At 46.9% G+C, this 25,347-nt stretch carries 16 protein-coding genes; 12 read left to right on the top strand and 4 right to left on the bottom strand.

Annotated features, from left to right (window positions below; all coding sequences use genetic code 11):
- Positions 1 to 57: 57 nt before the first annotated feature.
- From HGH91_RS26190 to HGH91_RS26165, 6 genes are all read left to right on the top strand, one after another.
- The gene (locus tag HGH91_RS26190; protein ID WP_168741950.1) at positions 58 to 1,107 is read left to right on the top strand and encodes a hypothetical protein; all 1,050 of its coding nucleotides are present in this window, start codon (positions 58 to 60) and stop codon (positions 1,105 to 1,107) included.
- Between the two features lie 25 nt (positions 1,108 to 1,132).
- A complete protein-coding gene (locus HGH91_RS26185) occupies positions 1,133 to 2,554 on the top strand; it encodes a coiled-coil domain-containing protein (RefSeq protein WP_247651852.1) in 1,422 nt (473 codons plus the stop codon).
- Positions 2,555 to 2,671: 117 nt separating this feature from the next.
- Positions 2,672 to 5,914: a hypothetical protein gene (locus HGH91_RS26180; protein WP_168741948.1), complete on the top strand. Its 3,243-nt coding sequence runs from the start codon at positions 2,672 to 2,674 to the stop codon at positions 5,912 to 5,914.
- A 106-nt stretch (positions 5,915 to 6,020) separates the two neighbouring features.
- Positions 6,021 to 10,391, top strand: a complete 4,371-nt coding sequence (locus HGH91_RS26175) for a DUF6443 domain-containing protein (RefSeq protein WP_168741946.1) — start codon at positions 6,021 to 6,023, stop codon at positions 10,389 to 10,391.
- A gap of 32 nt (positions 10,392 to 10,423) precedes the next feature.
- Positions 10,424 to 10,933: a tetratricopeptide repeat protein gene (locus HGH91_RS26170; protein ID WP_168741944.1), complete on the top strand. Its 510-nt coding sequence runs from the start codon at positions 10,424 to 10,426 to the stop codon at positions 10,931 to 10,933.
- Between the two features lie 385 nt (positions 10,934 to 11,318).
- Positions 11,319 to 12,479 (top strand): hypothetical protein, encoded by a 1,161-nt coding sequence (locus HGH91_RS26165; protein WP_168741942.1) that lies wholly within the window; start codon positions 11,319 to 11,321, stop codon positions 12,477 to 12,479.
- A 39-nt stretch (positions 12,480 to 12,518) separates the two neighbouring features.
- Here the strand turns inward: HGH91_RS26165 and HGH91_RS26160 are convergent, their stop codons facing one another.
- Genes HGH91_RS26160 through HGH91_RS26150 form a run of 3 tightly spaced genes read right to left on the bottom strand, consistent with a single transcriptional unit; the run spans position 12,519 to position 17,694 of the window.
- Positions 12,519 to 13,286: a zinc-dependent peptidase gene (locus tag HGH91_RS26160; RefSeq protein ID WP_247651851.1), complete on the bottom strand. Its 768-nt coding sequence runs from the start codon at positions 13,284 to 13,286 to the stop codon at positions 12,519 to 12,521.
- A 28-nt stretch (positions 13,287 to 13,314) separates the two neighbouring features.
- Positions 13,315 to 14,934, bottom strand: coding sequence for a M28 family metallopeptidase (locus HGH91_RS26155; RefSeq protein ID WP_247651850.1), 1,620 nt, complete (start codon positions 14,932 to 14,934; stop codon positions 13,315 to 13,317).
- Positions 14,935 to 14,994: 60 nt separating this feature from the next.
- The gene (locus HGH91_RS26150; protein WP_168741938.1) at positions 14,995 to 17,694 is read right to left on the bottom strand and encodes a gliding motility-associated C-terminal domain-containing protein; all 2,700 of its coding nucleotides are present in this window, start codon (positions 17,692 to 17,694) and stop codon (positions 14,995 to 14,997) included.
- A 216-nt stretch (positions 17,695 to 17,910) separates the two neighbouring features.
- Here HGH91_RS26150 and HGH91_RS26145 point away from each other — a divergent pair, with 216 nt between their 5' ends.
- The 5 genes from HGH91_RS26145 to rpiA all read left to right on the top strand — a co-directional run bounded on the left by HGH91_RS26145 (position 17,911) and on the right by rpiA (position 23,547).
- The gene (locus tag HGH91_RS26145; RefSeq protein ID WP_168741936.1) at positions 17,911 to 18,834 is read left to right on the top strand and encodes a dihydrodipicolinate synthase family protein; all 924 of its coding nucleotides are present in this window, start codon (positions 17,911 to 17,913) and stop codon (positions 18,832 to 18,834) included.
- Complete coding sequence (locus tag HGH91_RS26140) at positions 18,831 to 20,420, top strand: aldehyde dehydrogenase (NADP(+)) (RefSeq protein WP_168741934.1); 1,590 nt, start codon at positions 18,831 to 18,833, stop codon at positions 20,418 to 20,420. The genes HGH91_RS26145 and HGH91_RS26140 overlap by 4 nt, the downstream gene beginning before the upstream one ends.
- A 12-nt stretch (positions 20,421 to 20,432) precedes the next feature.
- A complete protein-coding gene (locus HGH91_RS26135) occupies positions 20,433 to 21,434 on the top strand; it encodes a 4-hydroxyproline epimerase (RefSeq protein WP_168741932.1) in 1,002 nt (333 codons plus the stop codon).
- Positions 21,435 to 21,447: 13 nt separating this feature from the next.
- On the top strand, positions 21,448 to 22,692 hold the full coding sequence (locus HGH91_RS26130) for an NAD(P)/FAD-dependent oxidoreductase (protein WP_168741930.1): 1,245 nt from the start codon (positions 21,448 to 21,450) through the stop codon (positions 22,690 to 22,692).
- A gap of 153 nt (positions 22,693 to 22,845) precedes the next feature.
- Positions 22,846 to 23,547, top strand: a complete 702-nt coding sequence (gene rpiA, locus HGH91_RS26125) for a ribose-5-phosphate isomerase RpiA (protein ID WP_168741928.1) — start codon at positions 22,846 to 22,848, stop codon at positions 23,545 to 23,547.
- Here the strand turns inward: rpiA and HGH91_RS26120 are convergent.
- On the bottom strand, positions 23,513 to 24,796 hold the full coding sequence (locus tag HGH91_RS26120) for an MFS transporter (protein ID WP_168741926.1): 1,284 nt from the start codon (positions 24,794 to 24,796) through the stop codon (positions 23,513 to 23,515). The genes rpiA and HGH91_RS26120 overlap by 35 nt on opposite strands.
- Positions 24,797 to 25,054: 258 nt before the next feature.
- On the opposite strand from HGH91_RS26120, the gene HGH91_RS26115 reads away from it, so the two are divergent.
- Complete coding sequence (locus HGH91_RS26115) at positions 25,055 to 25,246, top strand: cold-shock protein (RefSeq protein WP_079472790.1); 192 nt, start codon at positions 25,055 to 25,057, stop codon at positions 25,244 to 25,246.
- Positions 25,247 to 25,347: the final 101 nt, after the last annotated feature.

Here is a 25,347-nt window from a genome sequence, read left to right as displayed (position 1 = left end):
ATCTCACTTTATTTTATACTCGAAAGCATTTTTAACTTTTAATTATACCCCTGATCTATGAAATGTATTGTATCACTGGTGCTGTCATCCTTTTTTTGTCTGCATGTGATGGCACAGAATAAACTTGAATCTACTGGTAATGCTGGTATCGGAACTATTAATCCGGCTACGAAGCTGGAAATATATTCAGATGGTTTGTCCAATATACAACTCACTCATCAGTATGACGTATTGGGAAATGTAGGAGCGCTCAAATTCAATATGGCAGGTACGGAGGTAGGTAAACTGGAGGTGGAGAGAACTATCGCTTCCAACAGGCAGAGTGTCATGAAATTTAGTATTAAAGGGCGGGATAGCCTGATGGAGGCCATGAGGATCTTTAATAATGGCTTTGTTGGTATTGGAGAACGGTCGCCTGATGCGAGGTTGACGGTATCCGGAGATTCCGGGACCTATGTTGTGAAGTTTACACAACGCAATGTGCCTGCTACTGATGCGTCTTTATCCGTCAGGAACGCCACCAGCGCTACAGGTGTGTTTATTCCCAACCTGATTGGAAGATCCAGCATACCTGGCAGATCCTTCGGCCTCTACATTACCGGTGAGGCAGAAGATGTGTTGCCTGCATCGGATGCTTCGGTGGCAGCTGTCATCCTCGATGGCAGGACTAAAACCAGTACCCGTTTAACCACAAATAATGTGCTGGCGGTTAATAGTGCCGGAGTGAACCTAATGCAGGTAAAGGGGGATGGTAGCGTAGGAATAGGTACCACCGATACCAAAGGGTATAAATTAGCAGTAAACGGCAGTGGTGTTTTTACAAAAGTAGTAGTAAAAGCTTATAACAACTGGCCTGATTTCGTTTTTGAGCACGACTACCAACTTCCCACTTTAGGAGAAATGGAAGCCTATGTTCGTACCCATAAGCATTTACCAGAAATTCCATCTGCGGCTGAAGTGGCAGAGAAAGGCGTAGACCTGGGAGAAATGAATCAGCAGTTACTGAAGAAAGTAGAAGAACAGCTGCTCTATATGATAGAGATGAATAAGAAAATAACTTCTTTGACGCAGGAAGTACAGGAATTGAAAAAGAAGATTGCGCAATAATTTGTCACCTTATTTAGTATCCGCCATGAAATTTATTTGTTACCTCGCATTGTTTTGCCAGATGAGCGCCCTGGGTGCTCATGCCCAGGATAGCCTGCTGAAGAAAGTGACCCCCATACCGGCAAAATACCTTTCCCAGGTAAAGCAAAAGTCTGATAAAATGGAGCGCCTGGTGACCAAGCGTAGCGAGGTGGCGCTGGCCCGTTTTATGAAGCAGGAGGAGAAGTTGAAACGGCGGCTGGCACGTGTCGATTCCCTCAAAGCCAACAACCTGTTTACCCATTCCATCGATTCCCTGGGCAGTTTAAAATCGCGCGTAAAAGGCAAGCTCGGGAAATATTCCGGCGCATTGTCGCAATCGGGCGGTCCTTATCTCGATAGCCTTAGTAATTCGCTGGGCTTCTTAAAGGAATCAAAAGGACTACTGGAACAATCCAAAGGCATTACCGACAAGCTGAATGGCTCGTTAAAATCGGTCGATAACCTGAAAGATAAACTGGCACAAGCGGAGCAGATCAAAGCGTATATCCGCGAGCGTAAACAATTGCTCAAGGAACAGTTGAGCCAATATACCGGTTTCACTAAGGATTTGCAGAAGATGAATAAGGAAGCTTACTACTACGCGCAACAGCTGAAAGAATATAAAGAAGTGTTTAAAGACAAGAAGAAGGCAGAACAAAAAGCGATGGAAATGATCAAAAAATTGCCTGCCTTCAATGATTTTATGTCTAAACACTCGCAGCTGGCCAGCCTCTTTAATATTCAGGGCGCCGCTGGTTCCGCCCAAAGCCTGGAAGGACTACAAACCCGCAACCAGGTAGAACAATTGATCCAGCAACGCCTGGGTGGTGGCCCTAATGCGGGCGCAGCGGTGAGTCAGCAGATGGCAGAAGCCCGTAGCCGGCTTAATGAACTGAAAAGTAAATTCCCTGACCTGGACAATGCCGCTGAAATGCCGGACTTTAAGCCAAAAGAAATGAAGACCAAGAGCTTCCTGCAACGCCTGGAGTTTGGCAGTAATATACAGTTTCAGCGAAGCACGCAGTTCTTTCCCACTACCAGCGATCTCGCCGGGCAGGTGGCTTATAAGTTTCACAAGAATGGTAGCGCGGGGGTAGGGTTATCCTATAAACTGGGCATGGGTACAGGCTTCAACGATATCCATTTCTCCGGGCAAGGTATGAGCATCCGTTCCTTTGTAGACTGGAAGTTGAAAGGTACTTTCTTTTTGAACGGAGGTTATGAGCAAAACTATCAACCCAGCTACGTGGGAGTACCTGATGGAGTAGGGCAGCCATGGACGCCAAGTGGTTTGCTGGGGATTAGTAAGAAGTATAAGATCAATAGTAAGCTGAAGGGGAATATGATGGTGCTGTTTGATTTTTTGTATAATTCGCATGTGCCCAGGACGGATCCGGTAAAGGTGAGGTTTGGGTATAATTTTTAAAAAAAAGTATGTCTGCTGATAGCATCAGGAGTGTGTGATACAGCTGCGGAAAGAAAGCAGGGGTCAGAATTCCGGGATTAAGAAACAGTGGATGGAACCGAGATAATAATAGAATAGATGAAAAGAGTAATTACAATTTTTGTTAGCCTTGTTTTGAAAGGGTTTATTGTATTTGGGCAGGTAAGCATAGATAAAGCAGCCATAACACCTTTAGCCCCCAACGTAGCAGCATTATCGAAGTACATTGATGTTCCCACTATACCAATGAATGGAGTAGCACCAATTAACCTTCCTTTATTTGATATTGGTGTAGGAAAATTACATGTTCCCGTTTCCCTGAGTTACCATTCATCCGGAATCAAGGTTACCCAACAAGCTACTTGGGTGGGACTCGGATGGAGTTTAATGCCTGGTGGCACCATCGCCAGAACGGTGAATGGTGTAGAAGACGAAAAATTGACTTATGGTTGGTTTAACCAAAATATATCGGCCGACTCAGCCGACCGGATAAAAGATTACCTAACACTTGATAACTGGAGTAATGACCGGCCGGATATGAAGGCCGATATATTTAACTACTCATTGCCCAGTCAAGCGGGAAAGTTTGTGTATTCCCGGGATGATAAGAAATTCCGGGCTATTCCATATGCTCCAGTTGTAATTAATAGAGATGCATCTGTTAATACTTACAGTATTGTTGATGATGATGGAACGAAATATTATTTCGACATGAAAAATAGTTTCTTCAATGATGATCATACGATTCGGTCGTACGTTCAGTCCTGGAATCTGACCAAAATGGTTTCGGCCGATGGTATTGATAGCATTGATTTTTCTTATACATCTGAAGGTGAAGTCTCTACATCTGCTGTGAGCTCAGTTAGGTATAGAAAAGGAGAGTCTGATGATGATTTAATGGATTTTGTTCGCGAAAATGCCAGCACAACTGTTTCTACTAATCGTATTGGTAACCCTATCCTAAAAGAAATAATCTATAGAGATGGAAAGGTAGTGTTTTATGCGAATACTTCCCGGAAGGACGGTCTCGAATTGGCTAGCAATCCCCGGCATGCTTTAGACAGTATCGTTGTTTTTAACAAAAAGAATGGAGGTTATCAGCGATTAAAGAAAATTGTGTTTACCTATGACTATTTTGCCACGCAATTTAATAGCTCTCCTGCTACATCCAGACTTAAATTGACCTCGTATAGCACCATTGATATCAATGGAATTGATTCCGCTCAGACATATTATTTTTCCTATAATAATATTCCTTTGCCAGACCCAACTTCCTATAATATGGATTATTGGGGCTATTATAACGGCAGGAATAATGGTAGTTTATTACCGAACATCCTGCCTGATCAGGACGCATTAAAGAAATTTGGCTCAATTGGGCTTGCTAATCGGGAACCTGATGACAATTTTCTGCAGGCAGGTATCTTAACCAGTATAACTTATCCTACTGGAGGTCGCACAGTTTTTGAGTATGAACCTAATAAAGTCCATTTTTCACAAGCAGAGTATAAGGAAGGTGGACTTTTCTCTTTCAAATTAGCAGGAACAGGGCGTAATAGTACAGTAACTCGCCAGGAGAACTTTAAGGCGCCACAGGTGCTAACCGGTACTACTAATGCGGGAACAGTAAGAATTACCCTTTCTCCCTTTTCTCCAAATGCAGTTATCGAGGCGCAAACGGTCGTTTTCAGAGATTTGACTGCCGGAACCGATATACAGACATGGATATCCGGACAATTTAGCAGTGAATATGCAAAATCACATATCATTGAATACCCATATAATTTTGATACAACACACACTTATCAGGTGTACGTGGCTATTAATGACTATGCTACAACTACCGTTACTATTGATGTGATTGTGCAGATACGCACAGTATCCGAGGGCATCGTATCCGGAGGGGGGGTGAGAAATAAGTCAATAAATTATTACGATGCCAATGACACACTGAAGAGAAGGACCACTTATAGCTATGGAAAGAACGAGGAAGGGTACGGAGTAACGCTGAGGCCTATTGATATCTTTTATAAGAATTATTACACAAAAGGCCTCAGACGAGCCACTCCGACAGGTGGCGGAACAAGTTGTGTAGTACGCAATGGAGCTCAGATTATTTATTTGGGGCAGGCTTCTTATCCAAGTGTTTCTTTCAGCGGAGGAGATGTAATTTATCCAGCTGTAGTACAATATGATTGGGATAGTAATGGAAAACCTAATGGGAAAACGCTGTTTAGTTATATTATACCAGCAGACTATCAATCGGTCCCTAACCCTGTAGCGGTAGGAGGGAAAGATTTTGTGGGAAATAGCTTAAGAGACGATTTATTGGAATCAAAGAAATTGTTTAAGTATAATGAGGCAGGCAATACTTATGCCTTGGTTAGTGCTGAGGAGAATGAGTATAGCCTATTTAACTGGAGGGAAATTTATTGTGCAAGCGTTTATAACACCGTTGATTGGTTTGATGAATGGAGGTGTGTGGTAGGAGATCCACCTTTAACGGATTTCTGGAATAATTCTTATAAAATAAAATTAGGCAAGTTTCTTCCGTCTAAAGTTACTAATACGCAGTATACTGATGATGGACAAATGATCCAATCCGTTACGAATTACCATTATAACAACGCTCTTCTTCCGGATTCCATTTATACGATTGATAGTAAGGGAGTAGCTACCTCCATTACTTCCCATTATCCTGGGGATCATACCGTATCTGACCCCAATGTCACTGTATTAAACCAAATGGTAACTGCCAATATTTTAAAGCAACCTTATTGGAAAGGCGACTACAGAAACAATGTATTGCAACGTTTTTTGGTAACTACCTTTAAATCCGGTTGGAACGGTATTGCATCGCAGATATTCCCATCTTCCACTTTATTAAAAACGAGAATTAATGGAACAGATGTCAGTGCAGATGACATGTCTTATAATGCCTACGACATTTATGGAAACATATTGGAGCAACAAAAATCAAATGATGTGAAAGAGGTGTATCTCTGGGGGTATAACGGAAGATATCCTGTTGCAAAGATAATGGGAAGCGACTATGCAACTGCTAAGACAAAAATCACGCAATCGGTGCTGGACAATGCCACTGGAATAACGACAGACGACGCGATGCGTGCAGAGTTGGATAGGCTCCGTACAGGGTTACCAGGAGCGTTGATATGGACTTATACTTATGCTCCTTTATTTGGACTGACCAGTGAAACAGATCCGGCTGGCCGCACGAAATACTATGAGTATGACGGGTTTGGTAGATTAAAGTGTGTAAAAGGGCAGGATGGTAAAATCATTAAAATGTATGAGTATAAGTACCAGCTCCCGGTGAACTGATAGGGAAGTAGCATCACACCAGGTAAGCATACCGCGGTTTTGATGAGACACTTGCCAATTCAAAAGTATAATGCCCAATTTTTTATCCCATTTTTAAGATTGAGATATGTATAGAATCCCTTACAGAATAAAGTGTGTATTGTTGTCGTTGGGTGGTATATTATATATTACATCCCTGTTTGCCCAGAATATCCCTGATGGAAATGTAGCCCGTAAGTCGGCGGTACCGATAACAGTACCGGCCGGCTATACCAATACAACTATCAACTATGTGCGTGTTTTCGAGCCTTCTATGCCTACAGTAGATACAGCTGCTGTAAAGGCAGCGAATCGTACGGTTACAGAAGTAAAACAGACTACGCAATATTTTGATGGCCTTGGCCGTCTCCTGCAAACCGTTGCGAAAGGAACCAATCCGGCAGGCAGCGACCTGGTAACGCCAGTGGTATATGACAATTTTGGTCGCGAACAATATAAATACCTGCCCTACGTACCTAAAACTGGTAATACCAACGACGGCAAGTTTAAAACAGATCCATTCAACAGCCAAAAAGCCTTTTACCAGGATACTGTACTGAGTCCTTCTTCCAAAGGTGAAAGTATTTTTTATAGCCAGGTTGACTTCGAGCCATCTCCTTTGAATAGAGTGCTGAATGCCTATGCACCAGGTAATAGCTGGTCTAAGACCGGAGGAAATCACCCGGTACAACAACAATACCTGGTAAATGGAGTGGCAGATTCCGTACGGATATGGGATATGCCTATGGGTGCAGGTTTGCCAATAAGCACAAAAACTTATAATGCGGGTGAATTGTATAAAAATGTGACGATAGATGAAAGTGGTAATCAGATCGTAGAGTTTAAGGATAAAACTGATCATGTAGTGTTGAAGAAAGTGCAGGTTATCGCTACACCAGGTTCTGCTCATATGGGTTGGTTGTGTACTTACTATATTTATGACGACCTTGGAAATTTACGCTTTGTAATGCCTCCATTAGCAGTGGAGAATATAGTTGGTACCTGGAATCCGGTAAATGTAGCCCGTGAGCTGTGTTTTCAGTACCGTTACGATGGCCGTAATAGAATGATTGTAAAGAAAATACCCGGAGCCGATTCCACGGAAATGGTATACGACATCCGCGACAGGTTGGTGTTCTCAAGAGATGGTAACCTGAAAGCAAGCGGGAAATGGTTAGTCTCCTTCTATGATGCACTTAACAGACCAGTAGAAACAGCGCTGTATGCTTCGTCTTCCACATGGGATGCTTTACAGACAAGCATGAATGCAGTGATGAATACCACCGGATCTACCTCTTATATTTTCCCGGGAATAGCGGATTTGGTAATTGGTGTAAATGACCGGAATAAGTATGAAGCTACTAAGAGTATCACCTTTACCGATGGTTTTGATACCGGCACAAGTAGTGAAATTGACGCCTTAATTAATCCTTCGGCCAATGGAGATACGGCTTCCCTAGTAGTTACGAATCCGTTACCTAATATCAGTAACTTAACGCCGCTTACTTATACATTTTATGATCAATACGATTTTGCCGGCGCACAGTCGGCTGTAAAGGCCGATTCTTCCGGACTGAATGCAGGACTTAATCCCTATAAAGAAGCTTTTGTTATCAGTAACATGACAAAAGGATTAGTAACGGGGACTAAAGTGCGCGTGGTGGATACAGAACAGTGGCTCACTGCTACTAATTATTATGACGATAAGGGAAGAACATCCCAGGTAATTCGCGATAATATAGCTGGCGGTCAGGATATCTTAAGTAGCCAGTACGATTTTAGTGGAAGGGTGTTGAGCACATACCTGAATCATAAGAATCCACGTAGCGGGATGGTTCCGCAGGTAAAGGAGCAAACGATGATGTCATATGATGACGCTGGGAGATTAGTTACTGTGAAGAAACGCTACAATGATGCCGATAGCCTGGAAAGAGCCATTGCAATAAATGAGTACGATGCTTTGGGACAATTAAAAGCCAAGCGCCTCGGTATTAAAACCAAAGGTGCAGGTACGCCTGTACCTATTGAAAGAATGTCTTATGAGTATAACATTCGCGGTTGGATGAAGAGTATCAATAAAAATTACCTGGATAGTAAGGCCGATACAGCTCATTGGGGGCAGGAATTCAGCTATGATGAAGGGTTTACAGATACCGTTTTTAATGGTAATATTGCTGGCATCCGCTGGAAAGGCTGGAATGATGCGGTGCCGCGAGCCTATGGCTATAACTACGACCGCGTAAGTCGGGTGACACATGCGGAGTTCCGCCAACAGAACAGTCCTAATACAGCCTGGGTGAATAACCCAGTTGACTTTTCTACCAACTGGATTACCTACGATGCTAATGGGAATATCAGAAAGATGGCGCAGAATGGCCTGGATGGTACAACCAGCAAACAGGTGGACCGGCTAGCCTATACATACCGCTCTAATAGTAATAAACTGGCACAGGTATATGATAGCAGTGCAGTGTTGTCTGCACTGGGTGATTTTAAGAATGGCACTAATACTGGAGATGATTACGACTATGACTCCACCGGTAACCTGATAAAAGATCTGAATAAGGGCATCACTCAGATCTCTTATAACCACTTGAATTTGCCAGTATTAATCAAAATTAATGGCAAGGGCACGATTAGTTATCTCTATGACGCGAGTGGTAACAAGCTGAGAAAGATTGTTACAGATAGCACGAGCTCACAACCCAAGACTACTACCACTGATTATATTGGCGCCTATGTTTACGAAAACGACACCTTGCAGTTTGCCGGACATGAAGAAGGACGCCTCAGGGTTACTTGCAGAACCGGGCAACCAGCCAGCTGGAACTATGACTATTTCGTAAAGGATCACCTCGGGAATGTACGGTTAGTTTTAACAGAACAGAGAGATCAGAACGTTTACGCGGCCACCATGGAAACAGCGATGGCAGCAAAAGAAGCGGTGTTGTTTAGTAATATCGATAATACCCGTTCGGTTAAACCTGTTGGTTACCCTGCTGACCCAACCACGTCTCCCAACGACAACGTAGCAAGGTTGAATGCTACAAGTGGGCAGAAAATAGGCCCTTCACTGGTATTACGTGTCATCGCTGGGGATACCTTGCAGGTAGGTAGTAAAGCTTTCTATAAGAGTACTGCTGCCAATACGTCTGCTACCAACACCGCTGGCATGTTAGCGGCTTTATTACAAGCTTTTGGAAGTGGAGGAGTGTCAGATGGAGTACACGGTGCTACAGGTCCGGGTTCTCCACTGGCCATTATGTTTAATAATTCGGCTTACGACCAGTTAAAACAAAAAGACCCCAACCAGAACCTCGCAGATAAGCCAAGGGCTTATCTCAACTACATCCTGTTCGATGACCAGTTTAACATGGTGAATGAAAACAGTGGTATAAAACAGGTGCAAGGAACACCAGATGCCCTGCAAACTTTGGCCACTGATCGGATGGTGATCAAAAAGACCGGATTTGTATATATTTACACCAGCAATGAGAGTGGGCAGGATGTATTCTTCGATAACCTGGTGGTAGCGCATAGTACCGGACCGGTATTGGAAGAAACACATTATTATCCATTTGGGCTGACGATGGTGGGGATTAGTTCGAAAGCATTGAAAGGAACGAATTACTCAAAGAACAAAAAAGAGTACAATGGTATAGAGCATACGACGGATCTTGATTTAAATCAGTATGATGCTCTTTATAGGAATTTGGATCCACAGATAGGCAGGTGGAATCAGATAGATCCAAAGATTGATGAAATGGAGGCATGGTCTCCGTATGTTTCCAATTATAACAACCCGATTAGTTATAGTGATTTTCTCGGAGACGAGCCTGATGGAGACCCTCCCACGGGCGTTAGAGGCTTTTTGATTAGCACTGCTGGGTTAATTAATGGCATTAATAATACTATAACATTGGGTCTGTATAATACACCTGCATCCGCATTTGGATTAGAGGGAGAAGATGCTGAGAGATATGATAACATGAGCGGAGTGGGTAATATTATTCCTATCCTCTTCGGTCCAAAAACATCTCCTGGGAATCCTCCCGTAGCTCCTGTGAATTTAAAACCAATACGCATACCAGTTCCGGCGCCAGCAGTTCCGGCACCTATTTTAACGCCAATTAAATCGGCTGCAAAGAAGAAAAAAGGAGGTGGAATGCAGGAATTGATGGACGAGATTGCTGCAGACAAAGCAGCAAAAGAAGCAAAAGAACAGAAAGATGCTCACGAACAGGCTCAAAGACAGCGGGCCGGAGGTAGATCTGGTAATTCTAATCAGACGGTACGAGGCGAGCATAATTCCGGAGGAAGAAATGCAGGAAAGCATGAAAAAGCAAATAAGAGAAGAGCAAGGGAACAGAAAGCGGCTGATGCAAGGGCAAATAGACCTCCAGCTCCTCCAGCATCGGAACAGCCCAAACCTCCAGCGCCGACAACGCCAGGAACGTAGGTAGGTCATTCTACTATAAATACAGCTTTAATATGAAGGAAATAGTAAAGGACAGGCGTCGGTTATTTGCAATCTTGAGGAAAGAGGGTGAGAACCCAGAGATCTTGACACAGATTGCGGCTAGCTATTATGAAGAGAAAAACTATAAGAAAGCCTATGTTTACGATAGGCGGGCTTGGTTGTGCAACAAAAAAAGTATTGTTTATATTGCTAATCTGGCAGTTGATTTAGAAATGTTGGGTTGGTACGAAAAAGCAATTATTCTTTCAAAAGGAATAATTAGTTGGAATATTGACAAGATTTGCAAATACACAGGTGTTGATATAATGAAGGCGAAGGCCCTTAAAAATGATTGTAGGTTTAGAATTAGCCTGGTATATTATAAAATGCATGAGGATAATATGGCAAGGCGATATTTGAATTTGTATTTTAAAATTAAGAAAAGGGATAAATTGACCACATTTATTAGTAATGAAGATCAGAAAGGACATTGGCGAGATTTAAACCTTGACGATAAAATGACGATTTGGAAAGAGGCATAACTATTTGTAAAAGGCTTTTATAATCACGGGCATGCCATAGCATTACAGCCTGCCCGTGGTTAATCAGCTGGTAGTGTTGGATGTGTTCAACGGGTTACGTTAATCTACAGACTAGTGGCAATACATCGCCTGCAAAGGATTAAATCTAATATATTGCTCATGAAAAACGTATATCGTCATTGTTAGCAATATCATGTCAATTAGCCAACTAGTGCTGCATATATTTAAGGTACTACAAGTTGACAGGAGGTGAAATTTTCATGTAACGAGAACATCTCGCTTTGCCTGACCAATTTTTTCAAAAAAAATAGACATATCATCGCAAGTAAACAACCTACTATTAGTCGATTTAACACACCATTGTTAACTTAAATACCTAATATCTATGCGTTTTTTTATCAAACCTTTACTCTTTGCTGTAATTTTCCTGTTTTATCTACCCCACCTCCACGCCACAACAGCCGCCCGAATTGGCGATTGGGTCCTCGTAGGAGCCACTAATGAGCCCAATTCACCATGGGGATTACAGTACTTTAAACTACTGCAGGTGAACAGTGACAATCACCGGTATGCCAGTATTTACGAAGTGAGCATCCAGGGAGATGCGAATTATTTCGATCGCCAGGGTACTTACCAGATCAGGGTGGATAAATATGAAGGAACTACTGGTAGGTTCGACGGACTGGAAGTTAGATGTATTTCAGGTAATCCCGCTGCGGCTACTTTTTATGTCTTTAATAATGCTTTATGGCTGCGCTCCAATTATCAATGGGGAAATGTGTATTACCGCCCGGTAGCTGATTTTGGGGCAATTCCATTAAATGCCGCTCCTTTCAGTCAAACAGTAACCGCACCGACCGGATTTCTCACCAGTACCAATATACTTGGTATCAAATGTGATTTCGATAATAACCAATTTAATCTGTTGCCTGCAACGGATGTAAAAGGAAATATGACTGTACAGGCTAATGTAGGTGTCGGTACCGTACCCAATTACCCTTTACACCTGGTATCCCGCGGAAATACAAACAAAGCAGCTGCCTACCTCTGGGGCGAAAATTATGGCGTGGCTATTGGAACATTATCTAATTCGGCGTCTCAATATGCCCTTGCCGTGCTGGGCAATGCGAATACCGATGGAAGCGCCGCCGCTGGGGGCTCTAATCCTTTGCTGTATGTAAGAAACGACGGCAATGTAGGGATTGGTACTACCTTACCGCAGGCTAAACTAGCCGTCAACGGTGACCTCTTTGCCAAACGCATTAAGGTTACCCAAACCGGCTGGCCGGACTTTGTATTTCACGATACCTACCAACTACCTACCCTACAGGAAGTAGAACATTTTGTGAAAACGAATAAACACCTGCCCACCATTCCTTCTGAACAAGAAATCAGTACCAATGGCCTGGATGTAGGAGAGATGGAGAAATTGCTACTCCAGAAAGTAGAAGAGCAGATGCTCTATATCATTGAACTGAATAGAAAGCTGGAAGCCTCCCTGGAGCGAACCCACAAGCTGGAGCAACAAATAGCTGAGAAGAAATAATCATAACAACGGCCACCGTACCGGTGGCCGTTGTTATGATTATTGTTCCGTTCCCATCTTCCCCGGATCCTGCCGGAATATCTTCGTCAGCATCTCATATAACTCCGGATGTTTTTCTGCCAGCAAATCCGGACGCTCAAAAAAGTACTCTGATATCACCGCCAAAAACTCCGCTTCATTAAACGCCGCATACGGATTGATATCGGTATGCCCTGCGGAAATTTCCTGTATGGTCTGATGCACCAGCTTCATCCAGGGAATGCTGTAGCTGTGCTCCATCAGTTTGGTGGGCAGACCATCAATGATGCCGTCTGTTTTGTCCAGCAGGTGAACGAATTCATGAATGGCGGTATTGTTTTTATCTGTCACGTTGGAGAACCCGTCCCGCAGCGCGGAGCGCGACAGGATCATTTGACCATTTAGTGGACCGGTACCTACCATGCCTAAGATATTGCGGTTATTGCCTTCGTACTGGTAGGTGGAGTCGAAGGTATCGGGATAGAGTATCACGTTAGTGAGATTAAAATATTCCCAGTCTTTAAATCCAAAAATAGGGATGATAGCGCTGGCGGCCACCAGTACGCGATCCAGCGGTTCTACTATAACGCCTACGCCTTCGATATGTGTCCTTTTGAGAAAACGCTGTACCATGGCTTCAAACCGCGTTTTTTCTGCCGGCGGTAACTGCTGGTAATAGCGTACATGCTCCTGTAGCAGCGCCTGGTAATCTGTCGGTACTGCACTTTTCTTTAGCTGCCTGCGACTGTACATGTTTTTGAAGTACAGGAACAGGATCAATCCTATCATTATCAATCCAAATAAAACCATCTTAACACTATTTTCTGTATGCGCTGAATTCTGATCCTTGTTTCCAGGCAGGGTAGCTGCTTTCATTGCTGAGATGATAGCCTACGTCAAACAACAGGCGTACATCTGCTACCATGCCGTCCATGACCCAGATAGCCGGGTTAAATTCATCGGCGGGAGAGTGGTAACGTAAACGGTTATACGCCGCTATCTGTTCTTTTCCCCAGCCTGCTTCATGGCCTATGGCGTCGGTACCTGGACCAATATACAATCCGGGCACTCCCTTCTTGGCAAAGTTGAAGTGGTCGGAACGGAAAAACCAGCCCCCTTCAGGGTTGGCTTCGGGAACAATCACCCTGCCTTGCCGGGCGGCGGCGCGACGGGCGTATTCATCCAGCATCGACTGCCCATAGCCTATCACCGTAACGTCCCGGGTGCGACCGAAAGTATTCAGCACATCGAGATTGATATCTGCCACGGTTTTGTTCAATACAAAGCTGGGGTGGGCCACGTAATATTCGGAACCCAGCAGGCCTTGCTCCTCACCGGTTACAGACAGGAACAATACGGAGCGTTCCGGCTTTTGTGCCAACCGGGTGAAGGCTTTAGCCAGTGCCAGCAACCCTGCGGTGCCGGTGGCATTGTCTACCGCGCCATTGTAAATAGAGTCGCCTTTAACAGGTTCTCCTATCCCAAAATGATCCCAGTGAGCGGAATATACGACGCATTCCTGCGGCCTTTTGGCGCCCGGCAATACCGCCAGCACATTATGCGAGGTCGATTTTTTAATGGTATTGTTGATAACGAGAGAAGTATGTAAATGGAGGTCTACCGGCTTAAAACCTTTTGTCCGGGCCTTTTGCATAATATCTGGCGAAATGCCGGCCAGCTGAAAGATCTTTTTGGCGGCATCCAACGTAATCCATCCCTCCAGCGCTGTGCGATGCTGGTTGTTATCAGCCGTTTGCAGGTGCAGCTTGGAGTTGGACCAACCACTGCGCACCACTTTCCAGGGATAGCTGGCGGCGGCGGTCTCATGGATGATGATTACCCCCGTGGCGCCCTGCCGCGAAGCCTCTTCAAATTTATAAGTCCAGCGGCCATAATAACTCATGTTACGGCCTTTAAACAAGCTGCTGTCGGCAAATCCCGGATCATTGATCATCACGATCACCGTTTTGCCTTTTACATCCAGCCCTTTATAGTCGTTCCAGCCGTATTCCGGGGCTACAATGCCGTAACCCGCAAACACCAATTCCGATTGCGAAATGCTCACCTGCTCCTGTACGCGGCGGGTGGCGGCTACGAAATCGTCGAGGTAAGACAGCGTTACTGCACCGCCGGCGCCTTCCATCACGAGATGGTCGGCGGGGCGGGAACTGATCGACACCATGGGCACCTCCTGGAAATAGCTGTTGCCATTACCAGGTTGTAATCCCAGCTGCCGGAACTGGTCCGCCAGGTATTGAATGGTGCTGTCTTCCCCGCGCGTGAACGGTTTACGTCCCTCGAATGCATCGGAGGCGAGTACTTTTATATGTTGCGCTAAACTGTTGGCATTTATAGCCTGGATGGCGGCTGAATCCTGCGCGGTAGCGGATGATCCCAGCAAAGCGCCTGCCATAGCGAGAATAATCGGTCCCTTCAAAGTATTACAAGTTTTTTCCGGGCAAAATTTAGCGGAGTTCGGCAACAATTCCAAAAATGGCTAGCGAACCAATACGGTGGTCCCTTTCCGGAATACCCGTTTGCCGCTTTCTTTCTCGGTATACTCCAGCATCCATACATAAGTGCCCAGGTCGGCAGGTTGTCCTTTTACAGTACCATCCCATTTATGGGTCCAGTCGGTGGTTTCAAATAAAAGATTACCTACACGGTTATACACGGCAAAATGAAGGTCTACGGCCTTATAGGCGTTGAGTGGATAGAGATAGTCGTTCTGCCCGTCATTATTGGGGGAGAAGGCGGTAGGTACGTCTATATAACAGCTGGATACCACGGTAATATAATGATCGGCGGTATCCAGGCAATTGGCGTCGTTTTTAACAATGAGCCGGATCAGGTATTGCTGCTCTTTTTGAGTAGGGAAATATTGCATCCGGGTGGCCTGTGGACCGGTGGTTATGGCGCCGTTGCCATAGTACCAGGTCCATGCCTGTATTTTACCGAGACTTTTATTCTCCGGCAGCACCAGGTCCATAGGGCAATAGGGACCGGGACTCACGTCGAAAAGTGCGGTTACTTCACTCCTGAGCAGGGTATCTATACTTTTGGTATCGGTACAAATGCCATTGCTCACGGTCAGTTGCAGGTGCTTCATGCCCAGCGAGGTATACGTTTTAACTACATTTTGCGTAGTATAGGTATCGCCGTCGTCGAATGACCAGGCCCATTTGTTTACGGCATGCTGACCATCATGCTGCAGATGTAGGGTGGATATACGGCAGTCCTGTTGGATGGTATAGCTGAAGCTGGCATTAACGGTATCGGCTGTACGGAAATTGCTTACCTGGTTGATAGCGGCAGGTTGCCAGCATTCGCTCAATAGCGTATTACCGTCGGTACCGGCTTTAAGGGTAATATGATAATCGCCTGCTTTTAAAATGGGGGCGGAGAGCTGCAGTTCAATCGAGTCTGCCAGGTTATTGCTGTTACAGATGCCAATCGCTTTTATGATCTGGATGCCGCCAGGGCCAGTGAGAGTAAAGTCGCTGCCATCGGGCGCAATGGTGTTGCATTGCACTGGAACCGACAATCCCACCTTCACGGATTGCGGACTGCAGGTGATAGGTGCCATAGCTCCAAGTACCACGGCTGGTTGCGGTGCAATGGTAAAGGGCTGTTGCGATCCCGCCGGTGTTTCCTGCCAGCACTCGCTCAACAAGGTGTTGCCGTCTTTTCCGGCTTTCAGCACCACCAGGTAGTTGCCGTCTTTTAATATGCGGTCTTTTAATTGTAAGGTAATTACTTTCGTCATGCCGCTGGCGTCGCAGCTGCTGCTGGCGCTGGTGATTACTATGGCAGAAGGACCGGTAATAGTGAAATCGCTGCCGTCGCCCGCTACGGAGCTGCACCGGACAGGATCAGCCAGCACCAGTTGTATGGCATTGGGGCCGCAGGCCGGCGGTGTTACAGGGCCCAGCGCCACAAAGGGCTCATGGGGAATATTAAACTTCGCAGTACCACCCGGTGGAGTAGGGACATGACACTCATTTTCGATGGTGTTGCCATCGGGGCCGGTGGTCAATGTCACGGTATAATTTCCCTCCTGCGTAATGTGTTTATCCAGTTGAAGGGTAATAACGGTGGTAAGTCCGTCGGCGCTGCAGTTGCCGCTGGCGCCGGTGATCTTCACTGCGGAAGGGCCACTCAGCACAAAATCCTTTCCATCGGGCGATATAGAAGCACAGCGGATAGGTGCGCTAAACTGGAGTTGCAGCTGATCCGGTCCACAGGCCGGGATCTTAATACTGCCCATGGGCACCGGGGGAGAAGCCAGTACATTAAACGTAGTCTGATCGCCCACGCGCATAGCATTGCCACAGGCATCCAATACCGTGTTGCCGTCTTTTCCGATCTGTGAAACAACAGTATAAACACCTGGCGCCAGCGGTTTATCCAGTTGTAATAAAATGGAATCGGTGTCAAATCCGCTGCTACAGCCTACGCCGGTGGCGGTGGTGATTTTCGGGCCCGCCACGGTAAAGGCAAAATCGCTGCCATCGGCGGCAATACTGCCGCAGTTCACTTTTTTAGTGAGCTTTAATCCTATCGTATAGGGGCCACAGTTATACCCTGATAGTTTCAGTTCCGGAATAGTGGGATCGGTGATCACGGCGGTACCACCGCCAAACGCCAGCTGGTAACCGCTTTGAGAGCTGCCGGAAAAATGGCTGATGAGCAGCAGGTATTCGTGCCCGACCTGTATATTGGCCATTTTGCTGAATAGCGGCTGATTGCGCCCCCCACATACAGACAGGGAGGTGCCAGCTGAAGAAGCGCCTGTAACACCCGATTCGCCCGACCAGTTCATGGTCACGAATAAGTTGATATCGGTAAATACATCATTGGGATTACGTCCGGTGATATCGAAAACCTGCCAGTCGTAGTCGTCACTCAGTTCATTGGGCGTAATGGTAAATCCCAGTGTCCCCGCTGTATAACAGGTAAATTTATACCAGTACGGGTTCATGTCCATATGATTCCCATCATCCGGGTTATTACAAACCGGACCGGGAATGCTATTGATACCACATACCGGTACTTTATCTTGTTTGAATATCTTAGTGCCACAAACCGGGAAAGCAGAGGTGGGAGTTTGACCAATTTCCGTGCAGGCTTGTCCGCTCGCTGTTACAGCAAGGGCGCAGAAAAGCAGACAAAAAGCAATAGTTTTCAAATACAGCATAGAGACGGATTACACAAAGGGTAACACGAGAAATTAGGACAATTTTTCCGAAGTGCCGCCGAAAATTTTCTGAAAAGAATATATGCGGATTTTTATTAAATAGGAAGGAAAGGCTGTTTTTTTAGGTTAAAATTTGCGCATAATTGATTAATTACAGTAGCATACTGTCGGGTAGCTCCTTCTATTTTTGTTGACATAAAAAAAACAGATAGGAAAATGGCACAAGTTAACTGGCAAGGCGTATTTCCCGCATTGCTCACCCCCTTCACTGCTGATGATCATATTGATTATGATATGTTCGACAAAAACCTGCAGGCTCAGGTAGATGCAGGTGTAAATGGTATTATTCTGGGCGGCTCACTGGGAGAAGCCAGTAGTTTGCAGAACGACGAAAAGTATGCGCTGGTAAGACATGCGGTCGCTTTTCTCGCTGGAAAAATACCTGTGATCATGAATATTGCAGAGCAAACCACCACCGCGGCGGTTGCTTGTGCTAAGGCAGCCGAAGAAGCTGGTGCTGCTGGTTTGATGCTGTTACCGCCAATGCGCTACAAGGCAGATGACAACGAAACCGTAGCCTATTTCCTGGCAGTAGCCAATAGCACGCATTTACCCATCATGATCTACAATAATCCGGTCGATTATAAGATTATGGTGACGCTCGACATGTTTGAGCAGCTGGCCAAAGCGCCTAATATCCAGGCGGTAAAAGAATCTACCAGGGATACTACCAATATAATCCGTATGACCAATCGTTTTGGTGACCGGTTCAGTATCCTCTGCGGCGTAGATACCCTCGCGCTGGAATGCTTGGTGATCGGAGCGCACGGCTGGGTAGCCGGACTGGTGGATGCTTTTCCCCGTGAAACGGTAGCCATCTATCGTCTTGCCAAAGCCGGACGTATTGCAGAAGCGCTGGCTATTTACCGCTGGTTTATGCCATTGCTGGAACTCGATATCGATCCGAAATTAGTACAATACATCAAAATGGCGGCTGCGGCTACCGGTATTGGTACCACCCACGTACGGGCGCCACGCCTGCTGCCACAGGGCGCAGAAAAAGAATATGCGGAAAAAGTGATTGCTACCGGATTGGCGAACCGTCCCGTACTGCCCGACTATTTAAAACTCCCTTCATGATTAGTGGAAAAAATATAATTGGTTTTGACACTGCCGCTGCCGGCGCCGATGTACTTCGTGCATACAGTCCCGTTAGTAATGCCGCGCTGCCGGAAGCATTTGTGGTAGCTACCGATGCAGAAATAGCGCTGGCTGTGGACAAAGCAACCAAGGCATTTCAAACTTACCGCCTGACTTCCCCGGAAGCACGGGCGGTATTCCTGGAAGCGATTGCCACCGAAATACTGGCTATCGGCGATCCGCTCCTGGAAAGAACGGTGGCAGAATCCGGACTGCCATTGGCCCGGATCACCGGTGAGCGGATGCGGACCGTGTCCCAGCTCCGTCTGTTTGCCGCCGTATTGCGGGAAGGTTCCTGGGTAGATGCTACTATCGATGTGGCGCTGCCAGAGCGTACCCCGCTACCGCGACCGGATATACGAAAAATGCTGGTGCCCCTGGGACCTGTACTGGTATTCCCTGCCAGCAATTTCCCGCTGGCATTTTCCACCGCAGGTGGCGACACTGCCTCGGCCCTGGCCGCCGGTAATCCCGTCATCGTAAAGGCCCATGAATCGCATCCCGGCACCAACGAACTGGTGGCCCTGGCAATACAGAAGGCTGCACAGCAATGCGGTATGCCAGATGGCGTATTTTCCAGTATCAGCGGTCCCGGTGCTACGGTAGGCCAACAACTCGTAAAACATCCCGGCATCAAAGCCATCGGCTTTACCGGCTCCTTCAAAGCCGGCATGGCTATTTTTGAAGCAGCCAACAAAAGAGCGGTACCTATCCCGGTATACGCAGAAATGGGAAGTATCAATCCCGTACTGCTGCTGCCAGCTAAGCTGGAAGCAGCCGCCAGCGACGTGGCTGTGCAGTATGCCCGGTCTATCACGCTGGGAACAGGCCAGTTCTGTACCAATCCCGGCTTACTCATTGCGCTATCCGGCGCTGCTACGGAGCAATTTACAGCTACCTTACAGCAGGAGCTGAGCACCACTGCTGCGGCTACTATGCTGAACCCGGGTATCTGCCATCATTATTACGAAAACAGGGACGTGCTGGCAGGCAGGAAAGGCGTACAAACGCTTTTTGCCGGCCCCGCAGAAACAGCGCAAACCAAGGGTGCACCTGCGCTGTACCGGGTGAGTGCCCGCGATTTTATCAGTGATCCCCAACTCCAGCAGGAAGTATTTGGACCGTCGTCATTACTGGTGGAATGCGATGATGCAATAGAATTGTCTGCGCTGCTGCAATCCTTACATGGCCAACTCACCGGCACGGTGATGGCCACTGCGGAAGATCTGCAGTCTTTTGCACCGGCAATTGCTATCTTGCAGGAAAAGGTAGGCAGGATCATTTTTAATAATGTGCCTACCGGCGTGGAAGTGGGCTATGCCATGCAACACGGGGGACCGTTTCCCGCTACTACCGATGTAAAAAGTACCTCGGTGGGCGCATCAGCGATCCTGCGTTTTGCCCGTCCGCTATGCCTGCAGGACTGCCCGCAGTCGCTGCTGCCCGATGCCCTGAAAGATAACAACCCTTTAGGTATCTGGCGTCGCATAGAGGGACAATTAACGAAAGATGCTGTTAGATCATAACCAGGAGAATTTATGTCAGCCAAAACATTTTTTTGTATAGATGCACACACCTGCGGCAACCCGGTAAGACTGGTTGCCGGAGGCGGGCCCTTATTGAAAGGGAACAACATGATGGAGAAACGTCTCCATTTTTTGGAAGAATTCGACTGGATCCGTAAGGGACTGATGTTTGAACCCAGGGGCCATGATATGATGAGCGGAAGCATCCTGTATCCGCCCACCGATGCAGCCAATGATATCGGTGTATTGTATATCGAAACCAGCGGTTGCCTGCCCATGTGCGGACATGGTACCATTGGCACGGTGACGATCGCCATCGAACAGGGGCTCATTACCCCTAAGATACCCGGTCAACTCCGCCTGGAAACGCCGGCAGGACTGGTGTTGGTCAGCTACGTGCAGGAAGGCGCTAAAGTGAAATCTGTAAAGCTCACTAACGTAAAGTCTTTCCTGGCCGCAGAAAACCTGGAAGTATTGTGCCCCGACCTGGGTATGTTACAGGTAGATGTAGCCTACGGCGGTAACTTCTATGCCATCGTAGATCCGCAGGAAAATTTCCGGGGACTGGAAAACTACACCGCTGATCAGCTCATTTCCTGGAGCCGGGTATTACGGCAAAGGCTAAACGAAAATTACCGTTTTGTGCACCCGGAAAATGAACATATCAAAGGGCTGAGCCATTTGCTGTGGACCGGCGCTACCATCAGTCCCGAAGCCACGGCGCGCAATGCGGTGTTCTATGGCGATAAAGCCATCGACCGCTCTCCCTGTGGTACCGGTACCTCCGCCAGGATGGCCCAGTGGCACGCCAAAGGAAAGTTGCGGAAAGGCGATTGCTTTATTCATGAAAGCATTATCGGTTCCCAGTTCACCGGCACTATTGAAGACGAAACCACCATTGCCGGCAAACCGGCCATCGTGCCAGGTATTGAAGGCTGGGCGAAGGTAACAGGCTATAACACTATTATCCTGGACGACGATGACCCGTATGTACATGGTTTCCAGGTGATCTAATATTTTTAAGCATATGAAAGCAATCGTCATCGGTGGCGGTATTATCGGCCTTTGCAGCGCTTACTATTTGCAGGAAAGCGGCTGGGAGGTAACGATATTGGATAAAGGAGATTTTAGTGATAACTGCTCCTATGGCAACATGGGAATGATCGTGCCCAGTCACTTTGTGCCATTGGCCGCACCGGGTATCGTATCACAGGGTATCCGCTGGATGTTTAACAGCAAAAGCCCTTTTTATGTAAAACCATCTTTGAGCCAGCAGCTGATTAGCTGGGGGCTCAAGTTCATGAAAAGTGCCAATGCCAGGCATGTAATTGAGTCTGCCTTACCCCTGCGGGATATCAACCTCCTCAGTCGATCTTTATACAGCACCCTGGCGCAACAGGACGGATTTAATTTCGGCCTGGAGCGTAAAGGGATTATCATGTATTATAAGACAGCCGCAGTGGCGGAAGAAGAAGCCCACCTGGCAAAGCAGGCCAACGATATGGGCCTGGATGCGGTGGTGCTGGATAAAGCAGCACTTCAGGCGATGGAACCCCAGGTACAACTCGATGTGCTGGGAGGGGTGCATTATCGCTGCGACGGGCATCTATATCCCAATGACCTGATGCAGCAGCTGATCACTTACCTGAAACAACGCGGGGTGCAGTTTTTGCCGCATAGTGAAGTCACTGCCATCAAATCTTCCGGGAAAAAAATCACATCGGTACAAACCGGCCAGGGTACCCATACCGCTGATCTGTTTGTACTGGCCACTGGCTCCTGGTCGCCCGCAGTGGCCCGGATGGCTGGCGTAAAGGTAGCCATGATGCCCGGCAAGGGATACTCCGTTACCCTGGATGCTCCTTCGGTGAACCTGAATATCCCCGCTATTCTCTGCGAAGCCCGGGTAGCATTAACGCCCATGGGCAACCGTCTTCGCTACGGTGGTACCATGGAAGTGGCGCCGGTAAACGACCAGGTAAACATGAACCGCGTGGCAGGTATCGTTAACTCAGTTCAACACTACTTTTCCAATCTCCCCATTAGTATGCCTGAAAAGAGCAACGTATGGAGCGGTTGCAGACCCTGTTCACCGGATGGACTGCCCTATATCGGCTATGCACCCCAGTACAACAACCTGCTACTGGGCACTGGCCATGCTATGATGGGCTTAAGCCTGGGACCCGCTACAGGCAAGCTGATCGCAGAACTGGCCAATAACGAAAGTACCAGTATCGACCTGGCTGCCTTCTCGCCGGCCCGGTGGAGCTAAAGAGTTTAAAACAGGAGGCACGCAAAGGAGCTAAGAAGCAAAGCAGCAAAGGCATTTTATCAAAACATGCGCTCATAAAGAGCTTATAAATTTCTTTGCTGCTTTGCTTCTTAGCTCCTTTGCGTGCCTCCTGCTTTTCCTTATATTTGACGCATGCAAACGAACATTGGTAAAAAAGCTGCCGGCGAAAAAGCCGCCGGATACATCAAACCTGGGATGACCGTTGGTTTGGGCACAGGCAGTACTGCCTATTACACTATTCTTCGTATGGGCGAACTCGTGAGAGAGGGCCTGGATATAAAAGCAGTGGCAACGTCTGCGCAATCGGAGGAATTAGCCCGGGAACAGGGCATTCCTTTGGTAGATTTTGACCAGGTAGATAGCATTGATATAGATATCGACGGGGCCGACGAGGCCGACGCGCAGTTGCAGCTGATCAAAGGGGGAGGAGGGGCCTTGCTCCGGGAAAAGATTATTGCGGCCGCTTCAAAAGAGATGCTGGTAGTTATAGATGAGCAAAAACTGGTAAAGCACCTTGGGAAATTTCCATTGCCGGTAGAAGTGGCCACCTTCGCCTGGGAACTTACTTTCCGGCAGCTGGTAGCGCTGGGCGCTCACCCGGTGCTGCGGATGAAAGATAATCAGCGCTTCCTGACCGACAATGGAAACTACATACTGGATTGCCATTACCAGAAAATCCATAACGCTGCAGCATTGCATGCACAGCTGAACAATGTGCCCGGCGTAGTGGAAAACGGCTTATTCCTGCATTATGCCACCCGCCTGATTATAGGTGCTGCAGATGGCAGTGTCAGGGAAATTACGCATCCTTATCCAGCAAAGACGTCTTTTTAGTATCGCGGGACGTAATATATACCAGTAACGAAATAAAGATACAGGCCGTCACGTACCAGTAGTACATCGATTCATGTCCCGCTTTTTTAAAGGATAGGGCGATGGGTTCTGCCGTGCCCCCAAAAAGTGCTACGGTCAGGGCATAAGGGAATCCGACTCCCAGGGCCCGGATTTCGGCCGGGAACATCTCTGCTTTTACTACCGCATTAATGGAAGTATAACCGCTCACAATGACCAGCGCGACCAGGATAAGCCAGAAAGCGGCCCATTCGGAGCTGGTTTGACTGATCGCCGTCAGGATAGGCACAGTAAATAGCGTGCCGAGCAGCCCAAAGCCCATTAGCAATGGCTTCCGGCCGTAGATGTCTGAAATCCAGCCAAATACAGGTTGTAAACAGGCAAATATCAGCATCAGGAAGAACGTGATGGTAGTGGCCTTTTCTATGGTCAGGTGCACCGTATTCACCAGGAATTTCTGCATGTAGGTGGTATAGGTATAAAACGCCAGCGTGCCGCCCATGGTGAGCCCAACTACAGTGAGCACTGCCCTGGGATGTTCTGTGAACAGGCGTTTCAGCGAACCTTTATCCTTTTCATCCCTGATTTTTTCGAAAGAAGACGATTCCTGCATATGCCGCCGCAGGTACAGTGCAAAAAAAGCGAGGGCGGCCCCGATTACAAATGGGATGCGCCATCCCCATTCCTGCAGTTGTTCCGGTGTCAGAAACACCTTTTGCAGCGACATTTGCACGCCCAGGGCTATTAATTGTCCCCCGATCAGGGTCACATACTGAAAACTGGAATAAAAGCCCCTCAGCTCCGGGGTGGCTACTTCACTCAAATAAGTGGCAGAAGTGCCATATTCGCCTCCTACGCTCAGTCCCTGCAATAACCGCGCTACCAGCAACAATGCCGGCGCAATTACTCCAACGGCACGATACGAAGGCGTAAAGGCAATGAGCAGGGAACCCAGCGACATCATCAGCACCGACAGCGTCATAGAGGCCTTCCGCCCGCTTTTATCGGCAATCCGGCCAAATAGCCAACCACCTATAGGGCGCATCAGGAAGCCTACTGCAAAAATTGCCGCTGTATTCAGCAACTGGGCCGTGTAATTGCCCTTGGGAAAGAAAACAGGCGCAAAATAAAGGGAAAAAGTAGCGTAAATGTACCAGTCGTACCATTCTACCAGGTTGCCCGCCGACCCGGTTAAGATGGCTTTTATGCGCCAAGCGTCAGGATGTTTCATATATGATGCAAAAATATACTTTAATGTGGAATCTGCGCCGGCAGCCCTTGTAAGAAGAAAAACTTTAAAATAAATTAGGGTTGTATTCAATAAAACACCTATCTTCGTTCCGCTTCTTAAAGATAATGTATTTCAATTCTGTTGGTAGATCACCTCTCACATTCAGCTTTTTTTTACAGTTTTTCTTCTAGTCGCCCAGGTAGCCGCCTGCTGTAAAATAAATGGCGAGAACACGTTCACAATTAAATATTAAATATAATGCAAACAGGTGTAGTAAAATTTTTTAATGAAGCTAAAGGTTTTGGATTCATTAAAATCGAAGGTTCAGGACAAGAAATTTTTGTTCACGTATCTGGTATCAAAGAAAGCATCGGCGAAAATGACCGCGTAGTATTCGACGTGGAAGAAGGCAGAAAAGGCCCGAATGCTGTTAACGTAAGACTGGCATAATTTATTTTATAATAGTTTTTGTAGACCGTCCCGGCTAAGCCAGGACGGTTTTTTTATGCGCTTTTGTTTGATTTTCGTTTAATCGTTACCGTTACTATTCA

Source organism: Chitinophaga eiseniae, from assembly GCF_012641265.1.
Taxonomy (GTDB): domain Bacteria; phylum Bacteroidota; class Bacteroidia; order Chitinophagales; family Chitinophagaceae; genus Chitinophaga; species Chitinophaga eiseniae_A.
This window is presented reverse-complemented; position numbering and strand designations above follow the sequence as displayed.

Coding starts and splice junctions, on each gene's coding strand:
- HGH91_RS26190 (WP_168741950.1), top strand. CDS start 58: ATGAAATGTATTGTATCACTGGTGCTGTCATCCTTTTTTTGTCTGCAT.
- HGH91_RS26185 (WP_247651852.1), top strand. CDS start 1,133: ATGAAATTTATTTGTTACCTCGCATTGTTTTGCCAGATGAGCGCCCTG.
- HGH91_RS26180 (WP_168741948.1), top strand. CDS start 2,672: ATGAAAAGAGTAATTACAATTTTTGTTAGCCTTGTTTTGAAAGGGTTT.
- HGH91_RS26175 (WP_168741946.1), top strand. CDS start 6,021: ATGTATAGAATCCCTTACAGAATAAAGTGTGTATTGTTGTCGTTGGGT.
- HGH91_RS26170 (WP_168741944.1), top strand. CDS start 10,424: ATGAAGGAAATAGTAAAGGACAGGCGTCGGTTATTTGCAATCTTGAGG.
- HGH91_RS26165 (WP_168741942.1), top strand. CDS start 11,319: ATGCGTTTTTTTATCAAACCTTTACTCTTTGCTGTAATTTTCCTGTTT.
- HGH91_RS26160 (WP_247651851.1), bottom strand. CDS start 13,286: ATGATAGGATTGATCCTGTTCCTGTACTTCAAAAACATGTACAGTCGC.
- HGH91_RS26150 (WP_168741938.1), bottom strand. CDS start 17,694: ATGCTGTATTTGAAAACTATTGCTTTTTGTCTGCTTTTCTGCGCCCTT.
- HGH91_RS26145 (WP_168741936.1), top strand. CDS start 17,911: ATGGCACAAGTTAACTGGCAAGGCGTATTTCCCGCATTGCTCACCCCC.
- HGH91_RS26140 (WP_168741934.1), top strand. CDS start 18,831: ATGATTAGTGGAAAAAATATAATTGGTTTTGACACTGCCGCTGCCGGC.
- HGH91_RS26135 (WP_168741932.1), top strand. CDS start 20,433: ATGTCAGCCAAAACATTTTTTTGTATAGATGCACACACCTGCGGCAAC.
- HGH91_RS26130 (WP_168741930.1), top strand. CDS start 21,448: ATGAAAGCAATCGTCATCGGTGGCGGTATTATCGGCCTTTGCAGCGCT.
- rpiA (WP_168741928.1), top strand. CDS start 22,846: ATGCAAACGAACATTGGTAAAAAAGCTGCCGGCGAAAAAGCCGCCGGA.
- HGH91_RS26120 (WP_168741926.1), bottom strand. CDS start 24,796: ATGAAACATCCTGACGCTTGGCGCATAAAAGCCATCTTAACCGGGTCG.
- HGH91_RS26115 (WP_079472790.1), top strand. CDS start 25,055: ATGCAAACAGGTGTAGTAAAATTTTTTAATGAAGCTAAAGGTTTTGGA.